This window comes from Streptomyces sp. NPDC088910 (genome assembly GCF_044749865.1).
Taxonomy (GTDB): Bacteria; Actinomycetota; Actinomycetes; order Streptomycetales; family Streptomycetaceae; genus Actinacidiphila.
The window spans coordinates 166,306-179,278 of record NZ_JBIVIV010000009.1 but is presented as its reverse complement, the minus strand read 5'-3'; the positions used below and the strand labels follow the sequence as shown (position 1 = coordinate 179,278).

Annotated in this window: 8 protein-coding genes; 3 read left to right on the top strand and 5 right to left on the bottom strand. The window is 71.5% G+C overall.

Annotated features, from left to right (window positions below; genetic code table 11):
- Positions 1-117: 117 nt before the first annotated feature.
- The 3 genes from ACIP4Z_RS21695 to ACIP4Z_RS21685 form a co-directional block, all read right to left on the bottom strand.
- Entirely contained in the window at positions 118-3,966 is a 3,849-nt protein-coding gene (locus ACIP4Z_RS21695) for a S41 family peptidase (protein ID WP_401310384.1), read from the bottom strand.
- A 271-nt stretch (positions 3,967-4,237) separates the two neighbouring features.
- Positions 4,238-4,927: a YdcF family protein gene (locus ACIP4Z_RS21690; RefSeq protein ID WP_401310381.1), complete on the bottom strand. Its 690-nt coding sequence runs from the start codon at positions 4,925-4,927 to the stop codon at positions 4,238-4,240.
- A complete protein-coding gene (locus ACIP4Z_RS21685; protein WP_401310378.1) occupies positions 4,924-6,033 on the bottom strand; it encodes a helix-turn-helix domain-containing protein in 1,110 nt (369 codons plus the stop codon). The genes ACIP4Z_RS21690 and ACIP4Z_RS21685 overlap by 4 nt, the downstream gene beginning before the upstream one ends.
- Positions 6,034-6,218: 185 nt before the next feature.
- On the opposite strand from ACIP4Z_RS21685, the gene ACIP4Z_RS21680 reads away from it, so the two are divergent.
- Positions 6,219-6,644, top strand: coding sequence for an ATP-binding protein (locus tag ACIP4Z_RS21680; RefSeq protein ID WP_401310375.1), 426 nt, complete (start codon positions 6,219-6,221; stop codon positions 6,642-6,644).
- 151 nt (positions 6,645-6,795) lie between these two features.
- Here the strand turns inward: ACIP4Z_RS21680 and ACIP4Z_RS21675 are convergent, their stop codons facing one another.
- Together ACIP4Z_RS21675 and gltX are read right to left on the bottom strand one after the other, a co-directional pair.
- Positions 6,796-7,464: a hypothetical protein gene (locus tag ACIP4Z_RS21675; RefSeq protein WP_401310372.1), complete on the bottom strand. Its 669-nt coding sequence runs from the start codon at positions 7,462-7,464 to the stop codon at positions 6,796-6,798.
- A gap of 87 nt (positions 7,465-7,551) precedes the next feature.
- Complete coding sequence (gene gltX, locus ACIP4Z_RS21670) at positions 7,552-8,937, bottom strand: glutamate--tRNA ligase (protein WP_401310696.1); 1,386 nt, start codon at positions 8,935-8,937, stop codon at positions 7,552-7,554.
- A 183-nt stretch (positions 8,938-9,120) separates the two neighbouring features.
- Here gltX and ACIP4Z_RS21665 point away from each other — a divergent pair, with 183 nt between their 5' ends.
- Together ACIP4Z_RS21665 and ACIP4Z_RS21660 are read left to right on the top strand one after the other, a co-directional pair.
- Positions 9,121-10,812 (top strand): FAD-binding dehydrogenase, encoded by a 1,692-nt coding sequence (locus ACIP4Z_RS21665; RefSeq protein WP_391162333.1) that lies wholly within the window; start codon positions 9,121-9,123, stop codon positions 10,810-10,812.
- A gap of 299 nt (positions 10,813-11,111) precedes the next feature.
- Positions 11,112-12,896 carry a glycoside hydrolase family 6 protein gene (locus ACIP4Z_RS21660; RefSeq protein WP_391162332.1) on the top strand — a complete coding sequence of 595 codons (1,785 nt, stop codon included), beginning with the start codon at positions 11,112-11,114 and terminating at the stop codon, positions 12,894-12,896.
- The last annotated feature ends 77 nt before the right edge of the window (positions 12,897-12,973 follow it).

Sequence of the window (12,973 nt, the reverse complement as noted above, 5' to 3'; positions counted from 1 at the left end):
AACACCGTGACAAAGAAGGGGCACCCCCTCGGGGGTGCCCCTTCTCCCTTGTGCCCGCGGCCCGTTCTCCTGTCCGCCGCGCCCGTTTCTGTCCGCCCCGCCCGTTTCGCGGTGTGTTCAGCGCGGGGGGAGTGGGGGGCGTTGGCGGTTGGGGCGGGTGGTGAGGTCGGGCGGGGTGGCGGCGGGGTGTTCGGCCAGGAGGGCGAGGGCGGTGCGGACCGCGACGTCCATCTGGCCGTGGCGGCCCTCGGCCCAGTCCAGCGGGGTGCGGAGGGCGTCGATGTCGGGGTCGACGCCGTGGTTCTCGACGGACCAGCCGTACGCGTCGAACCAGGCGGCGTTCATGGGGACGGTGATGACGGTGCCGTCGCCGAGGCGGTGGCGGCCGGTCATGCCGACGACGCCGCCCCAAGTGCGGGAGCCGACGACCGGCCCTATGCCGAGGAGTTTGAAGGCGGCGGTGATCATGTCGCCGTCGGACGACGTCGCTTCGTCGGCGATGGCGACGACCGGGCCGCGCGGGGCGTTGCCGGTGTAGGAGACCGGCTGCGCGTTGCGGGTGAGGTCCCAGCCGAGGATGGTGCGGGTCAGCTTCTCGATGACCAGTTCGCTGATGTGACCGCCCGCGTTGCCGCGGACGTCCACGAGCAGGGCGTCGTAGGCGACTTCCATCCGCAGGTCGCGGTTGAACTGCGCCCAGCCGGAGCCGCCCATGTCGGGGATGTGCAGATAACCGCACCGGCCGCCGCTCAACTGCCGTACGACCGAACGGCGTTTGGCCACCCAGTGCTGGTAGCGCAGCGGGCGTTCGTCGATCAGCGGGACGACGGCGACGCGGCGGGGCGCGCCGCGGCGGCCCGGTCCGACGAAGGTCAGCTCGACGGTGGTGCCGCCCGCGCCCGCCAGCAGCGGATACGGTCCCGCGTCCGGGTCGACCGGCCGCCCGTCGATGTGGGTGAGCACCGCGCCCTCGCGGATGCCCGTACCGGCCAGCGGCGAACGGGCCTTGGAGTCCGACGACTCGCCCGGCAGGATCCGTACGACCGACCACGTGCCGTCCTTGCCGTGCTGGAAGTCGGCGCCGAGCAGGCCGATGGGGCGCTGGTAGTGCGGCGGGCCCTCGTTGCGGCGGGCGGGGGCGACGTACGCGTGCGACGTGCCCAGTTCGCCGAGGACTTCGCGCAGCAGGTCGGCGAACTCGTCGGGCGTGGCGACGCGTTCGACCAGCGGGCGGTACTGGTCGAGGATCGCGGGCCAGTCGACGCCGCACATGTCGGGCGCCCAGAAGTAGTCGCGGATCAGCCGCCCGGCCTCCGCGTACGACTGCCGCCACTCGGCCGTCGGGTCCACCTCGTGCAGGATGCGGCGCATGTCGACATAGACCGTCGAGTCGTCGTCGCCGCGTTCGGTGGCGGGCAGGACGGCCAACTCGCCCTCATCGAAGACCGCCAGGCGCTGGCCGTCGCCGCTGACCGCGTACCAGTCCATGTGGTGGACCAATTCGGTCCGCTTGGACTTGGTCAGGTTGTAGTACTCCAGCGTCGGGCGGGCGGAGGGGTCGGTGGGGTTGGCGAAGGTCTCGCCGAGCGCGCCGGAGATCGGCCAGCGCAGCCAGACCAGGCCGTTGTGCACGGGCTCCAGCGCCGAGTACTTCGACGCGGGGACGGGGAAGGGCGTCACCCGGTTCGCCAGGCCCTCCACCTCGACGACCACCGGGCCGTCGCCGCCGCCGCTCTCGCCCGGGTCGAGACCGCCGCCGATGGGACGGCCGTCGACCGGCAGCGCGAAGGGTGACGGCGTCGCCGAGTTCAGCGGCACCAGATACGGGCGGCAGCCGAGCGGGAACGACAGGTCGCCGGTATGAACGTCGTACACCGGGTCGAAGCCGCGCCACGACAGGAACGCGAGGTAGCGGCCGTCGCGGGTGAAGACGGGCTGCTCGTCCTCGAAGCGGCCGTTGGTGACGTCGATGATCGACTGGTCCGACAAGCGGGCGATCTTCACCGAGCGCAGACTGCGGCCGATACCGGGGTGCGACCAGGTCAGCCACGCCGAGTCGGGGGAGAAGGCCAGGTCGCGGACGGGGCCGTTGGTGGAACGGATCAGCTCGTCGACAGCGCCCGCCATGGTGCGGCCGTCGGTTGTGTGATCGTCCAGCGGTACGCGGCGTACGCCGTTTCGCGTGCCGTCACCCGCGCCGCCGGGCTCGTCGCCCGCATCGCCCATCTCGCGCACGTCGCGTACGTCGGCCCGTACGTCGTCCCCTAGGCCGTACGGGTCATCGCCCTCGTCACCGTCCGAGTCGTCCTCCGCCTCGCCGGTCGTCACCAGCAGCAGGCGGCCGTCGTTCGTGGCGACGGCCAGCGTGCCGCCGTCGGGGGAGGAGACCAGCTCCAGGACGCGGCCGAGCTTGCCGACGGCGAGGCGGGTGGGGCGGTCCGGCTCGTGGCCGCCGCCGGTGACGTCGTCGTCCGTGTACACATCGGTGTCGGGCGATTGGCCGTCCGAGCCGGGGGTACGGGTGGGGCCTTCGCCCTTGCCGCGGCCGGCCGCGGGGTCCGTGTAGACCGTGCTCGAACGGCTGAGGTCCGCGCCGGCCTTGCCGCCACCGGCCTTGCTCCCGCCGCCCACCCCGCCACCGGCCTTGCCTCCGCCTGCTGTGCCGCCGTCGCCTGCCCCGCCGCCTGCCCTGCCGTCCGCCTTGTCGTCCGCCTTGTCGCCACCCGCGACCGGCACCACATCGGTCAGCTCCTCCGTCACCTCGGTGACGTCCTCCGCCTCCGTCACCTGCGCCTTCGCGTCCGCCGCCGCGGAATCCCGCGCGCCGCCGCGGATCGCCGTCCGCGACGCCCGCCCCGGCAGGTGCGCCAGCTCGATCCCGTCCTCGCCCTCCGCGTCCGTGACGAAGGCGACCAGACCGGTGTCGCCGAGCATCTCCGGCAGCCGGACCCGCGCGCCGGGCTCGTCGGCGATCGTCCGGGCCGGGCCGTCGCGGTGCGTGAGCCAGTAGAGGCTGCCGCGTACGCAGACGGCGCTGGCCCGGCCCGTACCGTCCATGGCCAGGCTGTCCAGATTCGAGGCCGCGGGCACCTGGTACGGGCGCTGCCCGCTCCGCGCGCCGCCCAGCCGGATGTCCAGGCGGCGCGGCCGGGCGTCGGGCGCCGCCAGGTCCTCCACCAGCCACAGCTCGCCCGCGCACTGGTACACCACCCGCCGGCCGTCGGTGGCGGCGCTGCGGGCGTAGAACTCGGCGTGGTCGGTGTGCCGCCGCAGATCCGTACCGTCCGGGTGGCACGAGTACAGATTGCCGATGCCCTCGTGGTCGGAGAGGAAGGCGATCCGGCCCGACACGAACATCGGCGACGCCAAGTGACCGTCGATGTCCGGAACCAGCCGCTCGCCGTGCAGCCACAGCCGCCCCGTCGCGCCGCCGCGGTACCGCTTCCACGCGTGCGGCTCGTGCGGCGGCGTCCCCGTCAACAGCAGGGTGCGGCGCTCACCCGGCTCCCCGTTCTCGTCGCACACCGCGATGTCCGACACCGGCCCCCACGGCAGCGGCCCGCCGGGCCCGCCGTCCACCGGCACGCTGTGGGCCCACGTGTGGTACGCGAACGGCTGCCCGTGCGACGACACCGCCAGCACCTGGCCGTCCGGCGTCCACGAGCACACCCGCGTGTCGGAGCTGCCCCAATACGTCAGCCGTCGCGACTCCCCGCCGTCCGTCGGGACCAGATACACCTCGGGGTCCAGGCTCCGCCAGGTCGTGAACGCGATGGTCGAACCGTCGGGCGACAGCCGCGGCGGCCCCACCCGCGTCCGGTCCGCCGTCACCCGCCACGCCCGCCCGGGCGACCCCCCGGCCGCCCCCAGCGGGGCCACCCAGATGTCGTCCTCGGCGGCGAAGCTGAGCAGGTCGCCGTGGAGATGCGGGAATCGGAGGTACGCGCCGTCGCTCACCCCTCCCATGGTTCGGCCCCCGGAAACCCCCGGCAACTTTTCGCCACCTTGCGCCCCCGCCTCGCCCCCGTCCGCCGCCCATGCGCCCCGCCCCGGGCGCCCCGGGGGACCCCGTCCCACAGACCTTGGCCAGGCGGCCGGCGTCAGGCGGTCCCCACCGCCAGCAGGTGCGATGCGGCGGACAGCAGCTCCGGCGTCGACTCGTCGAATACCGCGCCATGGACATCCAGGATCCCGGACCCCACGTGCGGTCCGGTCGCCGTGCGTCCTCTCCGTCCGCTCAGACGCGCGCCAGGCGGCTGACGAATCCGGCGGCGATCAGTCGTTCGTATGCGGCGCGTACGTTCCGCGGGACGTGCTGGGCGACAGCGAATCCGAGCTTCGGGTATTCGATCACCCGCTGCAGGTCTCCGACGATCATGTCGACGACGAGTTTGTCGTCGCCGATGCTCTTCAGATAGTCGTCGAATTCCAGACGTTCCGAGGCGCACAGCACGTCCACCTCGGGCCAGAGTTTCCTGGTCGTGGCATACGAGCGGCGTTCCGCGTACGGCTTGCAGATCAGCAGAACCGTCTTTGGGCTGAATCCGGCGGCTGCCAGTACCTCACGCGAAAAGGTGATGTTCTGGCCGGTGTTCCCGGCCCTGGGCTCCACGAGGATCGCGTCGTCCGGTACACCGAGGCCGACGGCGTGCTCCCGGTAGTGGACGGCCTCCCCGCGCGGGAAACGTGCGACTGTCGTGGGGCTGTTCCCGCCGCTGAACACGACGACGGGAAACAGCCCTTCCCCGTAGAGCTCGGCCGCGCGTGTCGCCACCCCGAGGTCATGACTGCCGAGACCGATCGCCGCGTCGCACGGACGGGGTTCGTGCCTCAGCAGATGGAAGTCCCACATCAGCTTGGCGTCGCTCCACTGCCCATCGGTGATGGCGCGCGGCTCGCGCTCCGGCACACGTACTCCCGGTTTCATTGCCACGGGGACCGTGGCGGCACAACGTTCGGCACGACGTCCTCCGACCGCCGGATTCCCTCGATGCTACGTAGTTGGTGTCCCAAGCCGTAACGGCCGGCCACCTCCGCCGCCTCGTTGAGTATGGCCAGACCGCTGTCGCGGGTGTTCGGGTCGGACATGAGGACGTGCCCGTGCGCGGTGCTCAACCGCACGCGCTGCAAGGGGGAGTCACCGCTTCCGCCGGATCGCGCGATGTCGATGTGCCGCAGCGCCTTCGTGAGACCGCCCTTCGCGCGGTGGGCGAGTGCGATCTTCTGGTGGGCCACCGACCAGTCCCCGGGTTCAGCGAGGTCCTCGAATTCACGGGCGGCCTCCGTCATGACCTTCACGGCGCGATCGTTGTCACCGAGTTTGCTGGCCGACCTGCCCAGCCACAGCCGGGACCGGGACCGGTCGCGTCCGCTGAGGCGCCCGTCGCACGTCAGCCGCTCGTACGTCCGGCTGGCCTGCTCGACCTTCCCCGACATCTCGTCCACGAGCGCGAGCGACAACTCGGTCTGTGCCAGACGTCGTGGGATATCGAGCCCGGAGAACAGACCGTTCGCGATGCTGTACGCGTGACGGGCCGACAGCGGTCCCCACAGAACTCCCCGGTCGCGTCGCAGGTCGCCGAGCAGGGCGGTGGACCGGGCAAACAGATACAGCCCTCGGTCGTTCGCCTCACCTTCCACGAAGTGGTCCAGCCGGCGATGGAGCAGATTCCCGGCGACGGCGAAATCCTGATGCGACAACGCGATGATGACCCGGTCGAGATCATCGGCCCACGACTCGTACTCCCACGCTTGCGGCACGGCGGGCGGTGTGTGCCGTTGTGAACGTGTCGTCACGGCATCCGAGAGATTCCTCGCGAAGCGCGCATGGGTGTCGGCGCTCGCGCGGGCAAGGGCGGTGTCGAGAATGGCCTGGGTGTCGGGGCGAGGTTCCGTCTCGGTGAGCAGCTTCTCCCACTTGGAGACCGTGCGAATTCCGACGCCCAGATGTTCGGCGAAAGCGCGGACGCTCAACCGTAAAGCGCTACGCAGGGCTCGGGCCTCAAGCCCGGTCCAGTGGTGCACCGTCGCCACACGTCACTCCCTTCTTCCCGCCATGGAAGCACGGCGCAGGTGTACAGGGGGACGGAAGTACGACGGAAGTGCAACAGGAAGACATTTCGCGGAGATCGCGGCCCGCCCAGGATCGGATACGGCGCGGCCTCCCGGTCCACGCGTCGACCGCACTTCCCGTCACCACCTGAACCGTGAGGTCCGCCATGGCCGAGTCAGCACAGAAGTTCTTCGACGCGAAACGCGAATCGGTCGGGCTGGCACGCGAATTCGCCGTGGGGGCTCTGAGGGCATGGGGGTTGTCGCCTGTCGTTGACGACGTGCGGTTGTGCGTATCGGAGTTGGCGCCGAACGCGTTGGCGCACGGGACGCGGCGGGGGCACGGGTTTTTGGTGCGGGTGGTGGTGGGGGACGGGTGCGTACGGCTGGAGGTGCATGACAGTCGTGACGAGGAGGGGGAGCGGAGGCCGCGGGTGTGCGAGCCCGGTGCGGCGGATGTCCGGGGGCGGGGGCTGTTGATCGTCGCGGCGGTCGCGGACGGGTGGGGGGTCGAGGGGCGGGAGCCGTTCGGGAAGGTGGTGTGGGCGCGGTTCAAGGGGGTGGCTTCGGGGCCCGCGGGCAGCCAGGGGTAATGCGGGGGGCCAGGGGTGGGTGGTGCGGGAGGACCCGGTCGAGACCGGGCGCAGCTCGTCGTCATCGCCTACCGCACGGGCCTGGCCCACGCCGCCCCGGAGAGCGGCGCGGACGGCCGTACGTAGTCAGGGGGTGGGGCTACGGCTACGGCTACGGCCGCGGGTAGCCGATGGCCGCGATGTCGTCGGCCAGTTCGGGGAGCGTGAGGTCGGGGTTGAGCGTGGTGACGACCTCGGCGGTCAGCGGGCGCAGGGCGAGGACGTGGTGGACGGGAGCGGGGGCGACCGGGACCTCGTAGTAGTCCTCGGCGAAGGCGCGGTAGGCGTCGGCGTCGCGGTCGGTGAGCAGCGGGAAGAGGAGCCCGGCGCCGTCGGGGTCGCCGTCGGGCGCGTCGGGGAACTCGATGGCGCCGCCGGTCCGCCACGCGGTGTCGGCGGGCTGCCGCCAGAGGCAGGCGGTGACGACGGGCATGCCGTCCTCGTCGCTGAAGGCGGGCTCCTCGACGCAGGGGCGGAAGACGGCGGGGACGTCGTCGAGGACACCGGGCCAGGGGCCGTCCTCGACGTAGGGGCTCATCCGGGACTCGTGGGCGAAGCCGCGGACGTAGGCGCCGAGGGGGGAGAAGACGATGGAGTATTCGTCGCCCGAGCCGTTGCTCATGGAGGCCATCTCCTCGACGTCCGACCAGTGCGCGTCGAAGGAGTAGAAGCGGCTCTCCCACGACGGGCTGAGTATCGCCTCCAGCATGGCCAGCGCGCGGCAGTGGTCACGGAGCACGGGGATGGCGGGGAGCCGCCGGGCGGTGTCGTAAACGGTCACGGCGGCGACCGTACGCCGTCCGGCGGCCGGTCCCGATGCCGGGTCCGGCGCGGCGGTGTAAGACCCGCCGCGCCAGGGTGGCGGGTCTTACGACTCGGCGGGCGTCTCCGACTCCAGCCGGGTGCGGGCGGCCTCCAGGCGGGCCAGCGCGCGCTCGCGGCCGAGGGCTTCGAGCGACTCGAAGAGCGGCAGCCCGACGGTGCGGCCCATGACGGCGACGCGGATGGGCGCCTGGGCCTTGCCGAGCTTGAGGCCGTGGGCGGCGGCGATGGACTCCAGAGCCGCCTTCAGGGGCTCGGCCGACCAGTCGGGAAGCGCGCCCAGTTCATTGGCTGCGTCGCGCAGAAGATCCGCCGCGCCCGCCTTCATCGCCTTGGACCACGACGCGTCGTCGCGCACCGGCTCGTCGAGGAAGAGGAAGTCGACGTACGACGTGATCTCGGACAGCAGGGCGATCCGGGTCTGGGCGAGCGGCGCGACGGTCTCGAAGACGGCCTCGTCGTACGACAGCGGGTCCCAGGTGGCGTGCGGGGCGGTCAGCCACGGCGCGCACGCGCTGACGAAGGCGGCGGGGGACAGGGCGCGGATGTACTCGCCGTTGAAGGCGGTGAGCTTCTTGACGTCGAAGAAGGCCGACGAGCCGATGACGTCCTCGATGCGGAAGAGCCGCTCCAGCTCCTCGTAGGGCAGGATCTCGCGGTCGTCGCCGGGGCCCCAGCCCAGCAGCATCAGGTAGTTGACCATGGCCTCGGGCAGGTAGCCCTCGGCGAGGTAGTCCTCGAGGGCGACCTTGTCGCGGCGCTTGGAGAGCTTCTGCCGCTTCTCGTTGACGATCACCGGCAGGTGCGCCCAGGTGGGCGGGGTGGCACCCAGCGCCTCCCAGAGGAGCTGCTGCTTGGGCGTGTTGGACAGGTGCTCCTCGCCGCGGATGACCTGCGTGACGCGCTCGTCGAGGTCGTCCACGACGTTGGCGAGCAGGAAGACCGGGGAGCCGTCGCCGCGGGCGATGACGAAGTCCTCGATGGAGCTGTTGGGGAAGGCCGGTTCGCCGCGGATCAGGTCGACCACGACCGTCTCGCCCTCGTCCGGCGTGCGGAAGCGCATCGCCCGCCCCGGCTCGTACGCCAGCCCGCGCTCGCGGCAGAAGCCGTCGTAGCCGAGGTGTTCGGAGCCGGTGCGCTCCTTGAGCATGTCGCGCGTGCAGTCGCAGTAGTACGCGCGCCCCTCGATCTGGAGCCGGGAGGCGGCCTCGCGGTGCCGGTCGGCGTTGTGCGACTGGAAGTACGGGCCCTCGAAGGCGGGGTCGGCGCCGCTGATGCCGATGGCGGCGAGCGCGCTGATGATGCCGTCGATCCATTCGGGCTTGTTGCGCGCCGCGTCGGTGTCCTCGATGCGCAGGACGAAGGTGCCGCCCGACTGTCGGGCGACCGCCCAGTTGTAGAGGGCGGAACGGGCGCCGCCGACGTGGAACATACCGGTCGGGGACGGGGCGAAACGGACGCGGAGCGGGGCATCAGACATGGCGTGAATCCTACCGAGCCGGGTCGGCGCTCCGCGCCTCGGATTATGCGGGGTCCCGATGCCGCTGACCCGCGCGCGCCGCTCGCGTAACGTGCTCGTCACTACGTTGACTACTGGCGAGTAAGGAGCGGTCGGATGGCGCTGGACGCGGATGTCGTGGTGGTGGGCGCGGGGCTGGCCGGTCTGGTGGCCACGGTCGAGCTGGCGGAGGCCGGACGGAAGGTGATCCTGGTCGACCAGGAGCCCGAGGCGTCCCTCGGGGGCCAGGCGTTCTGGTCCTTCGGCGGGCTCTTCTTCGTCGACTCGCCCGAACAGCGCCGGATGCGGATCAAGGACACGCCCGACCTCGCGCTCCAGGACTGGCTCGGCACGGCCGGCTTCGACCGGCCCGAGGACTACTGGCCGCGCCGCTGGGCCGAGGCGTACGTGCACTTCGCCGCGGGTGAGAAGCGGGCCTGGCTGCACCAGCGCGGCATGCGCTTCTTCCCGGTGGTCGGCTGGGCCGAGCGCGGCGGCTTCCTGGCCACCGGCCCCGGCAACTCCGTGCCGCGCTTCCACATCACCTGGGGCACCGGGCCCGGCGTCGTCGCGCCCTTCGCGCAGCGGGTGCGCGACGAGGTCGCGCGCGGGCGGGTCGAACTGCGCTTCCGGCACCGGGTGACCGGCCTGACCCGTACCGGCGACGCCGTGGACGGTGTGACCGGCGAGGTCCTGGTGGCCAGCGACGTGGCGCGCGGCGAGGCCAGTTCGCGGGAGACGGCGGGCGCGTTCGAACTGCGCGCGCAGGCCGTGGTCGTCACAAGCGGAGGCATCGGCGGCAACCACGATCTCGTACGGGCCGCCTGGCCCAAGCGGCTCGGCACCCCGCCCGGCAAACTGCTCTCCGGCGTTCCCGCGCACGTGGACGGCCTGATGCTCGGCATCACAGAGGCGGCGGGCGGAAGGTTGATCAATGGTGACCGGATGTGGCACTACACCGAGGGCATCGAGAACTGGAACCCGATCTGGGCCCGGCACGGCATCCGCATCCTGCCCGGCCCTTCGTCGCTGTGGCTGGACGCCACCGGCAAGCGGCTGCCGGTCCCGTACTTCCCCGGTTTCGACACGCTCGGCACCCTGGAGCACATCATGGGGACGGGCCACGAGTACACCTGGTTCGTCCTCACCCAGAAGATCATCGAGAAGGAATTCGCGCTGTCGGGCTCCGAGCAGAATCCGGACCTGACCGGGAAGAGCGTGCGCGACGTGCTCAAGCGCGCGCTGCCGGGGGCGCCGGGGCCGGTCGAGGCGTTCAAGCAGCACGGCGTCGACTTCGTGGTGGAGAAGGACCTCGGCGCCCTGGTGCGGGGGATGAACGCCGTGACGGGCGAGGGGCTGGTCGACGAGGCGGTCGTACGGCGCGAAGTCGAGGCGCGCGACCGCGAGATCGCGAACACGTACACCAAGGACTTGCAGGTCACCGCCATTCGCGGGGCCCGCAACTACCTCGGCGACAAGCTCATTCGCACCGCGTCGCCGCACCGGCTGCTCGACCCGAAGGCGGGGCCGCTGATCGCCGTGCGGCTCAACATCCTGACCCGGAAGTCGCTCGGCGGCCTGGAGACCGACCTCGAAGGGCGCGTCCTGCGCGGCGGGTCGGAAGGCGCGGAGGACGGCGGCGCGGCCGGTCGCGGCGAGGTGCTCAGCGGGCTCTACGCGGCGGGCGAGGCCGCGGGATTCGGCGGCGGCGGGATGCACGGATACCGGTCGCTGGAAGGGACGTTCCTCGGCGGCTGCATCTTCTCCGGGCGCGCGGCGGGGCGGGCCGCCGCGGCCGCGACGGCATAACGCGCGAGCGGGCGCCGGGGGTTCCGCCCCCGGCGCTCCCTCCGTGCCCCGGCGCCCGGCCGCCCGTCCGGGCGGGTCCGCCAACCGTCATGCGTTTCAGAGGTGTTGGCGCCCGGCCCCCGTCCGGGACCAACTCCATGGACGTAGCGCCAAGCATTGACAGGAGCGGACCGCCTGCCCACTATGGGAGCGCTCCCACGTTAAGAGCGTGTAACCGAACCATGCTTCACCGCACCACCTCCCATGACCCCGCGAAGTCGTTTCGAGGGGTCCATCCCCCCTATGGAGGTTGTTCGCACATGGCAGTCCCGACAGTCCGACGCAGAACCGCCGCGCTCGCGGCCGGCCTGATGGTCGTCGCCTCAGGCGGCGTGGTCGCCGCGATGAGTACGACATCCGCCTCGGCGGCCACCGCCGGTTGCTCGGTCGCCTACGACGTGAGCCAGTGGGATTCCGGCTTCACCGCGCAGGTGACGATCACCAACACCGGCCCGGCCATCACGAGTTGGCAACTCGGCTGGAACTTCCCCGGCAATCAGAAGGTCACCCAGGGCTGGAACGCCACCGTGAGCCAGACGGGCGCGGCCGTGACCGCGGCGAGCCTGTCGTACAACGGCGCGGTGGCGACCGGCGGTACGGCGACCTTCGGCTTCAACGGCTCGTACAGCGGCACCAACACCAAGCCGTCGTCGTTCACCCTGAACGGCGTCGTGTGCGGCGGCGGCACCGGTACGACGCCCCCCACGACGCCCCCGACCACACCCCCCACCACTCCGCCGACGACGCCCCCCACGACGCCGCCGACCACCCCGCCCACCTCGCCGCCGCCCGGCACCAGGGTCGACAACCCGTACGCGGGCGCCAAGGGCTACGTGAACCCGGACTGGTCCGCGAAGGCCGCGGCCGACGGGGGATCGAAGATCGCCAACCAGTCCACCGCGGTGTGGCTGGACCGGATCGCGGCGATCGCGGGCACCAACGGTGCCATGGGGCTCAAGGCCCACCTGGACGCGGCGGTGCAGCAGGCCGCAGGCCAGCCGCTCACCATCGAACTGGTCATCTACGACCTGCCCGGCCGTGACTGCGCCGCGCTCGCCTCCAACGGCGAACTGGGCGCGACGGAGATCGGCCGCTACAAGACCGAGTACATCGACCCGATCGCCGCGATCATGTCGGACCCGAAGTACGCGGGCCTGCGGATCGTCAACATCATCGAGCCCGACTCGCTGCCCAACCTGGTCACCAACGCGGGCGGCACCGCCGGTTCGACGGACGCCTGCGCCACGATGAAGGCCAACGGCAACTACGAGAACGGCGTCGGTTACGCGCTCGCCAAGCTCGGCGCGATCGGCAACACGTACAACTACATCGACGCCGGACACCACGCCTGGCTCGGCTGGGACACCAACCTGGCGCCCGCCGCGCAGGAGTTCCTGAAGGCCGCGAAGACCGGTGGCGCCACCGTCAACGACGTCCAGGGCTTCATCGTCAACACGGCCAACTACAGCGCCACCGTGGAGCCGAACTTCAAGGTCACGGACAGCGTGAACGGCACCACCATTCGCCAGTCCAAGTGGGTTGACTGGAATCAATACGTCGATGAGCAGAGCTACGCGCAGGCCCTGCGCAACCTCCTGGTGTCGGACGGCTTCAACTCCAACATCGGCATGCTGATCGACACCTCCCGCAACGGCTGGGGCGGCGCCTCGCGTCCCGCCGGTCCCGGGGCGACCACGACCGTTGACACCTACGTCGACGGTGGCCGTATCGACCGCCGCATCCACGCCGGCAACTGGTGCAACCAGTCCGGGGCCGGCATCGGTGAGCGCCCGACCGCGGCGCCCGCCGCCGGTATCGACGCCTACGTGTGGGTGAAGCCTCCGGGTGAGTCCGACGGTTCGAGCACCCAGATCCCGAACGACCAGGGCAAGGGCTTCGACCGGATGTGCGACCCGACCTACACCGGTAACGCCCGCAACGGCAACAACCCGACCGGTGCCCTGGCCAACGCCCCGCTCGCGGGTGCCTGGTTCTCGGCGCAGTTCCACCAGCTCGTGCAGAACGCGTACCCGCCGCTCCCGTAGCGGACCCCCCACCGGGCCCGTGACGGGTCCCGCGCTCCGGCCGGACATCTCCGGCCGGGGTCGCGGGCCCGCCGCGG

Excerpts from the sequence above, each read along its gene's own strand:
- ACIP4Z_RS21695 (WP_401310384.1), bottom strand. The coding sequence starts at position 3,966 with ATGGGAGGGGTGAGCGACGGCGCGTACCTCCGATTCCCGCATCTCCAC.
- ACIP4Z_RS21690 (WP_401310381.1), bottom strand. The coding sequence starts at position 4,927 with ATGAAACCGGGAGTACGTGTGCCGGAGCGCGAGCCGCGCGCCATCACC.
- ACIP4Z_RS21680 (WP_401310375.1), top strand. The coding sequence starts at position 6,219 with ATGGCCGAGTCAGCACAGAAGTTCTTCGACGCGAAACGCGAATCGGTC.
- gltX (WP_401310696.1), bottom strand. The coding sequence starts at position 8,937 with ATGTTCCACGTCGGCGGCGCCCGTTCCGCCCTCTACAACTGGGCGGTC.
- ACIP4Z_RS21665 (WP_391162333.1), top strand. The coding sequence starts at position 9,121 with ATGGCGCTGGACGCGGATGTCGTGGTGGTGGGCGCGGGGCTGGCCGGT.
- ACIP4Z_RS21660 (WP_391162332.1), top strand. The coding sequence starts at position 11,112 with ATGGCAGTCCCGACAGTCCGACGCAGAACCGCCGCGCTCGCGGCCGGC.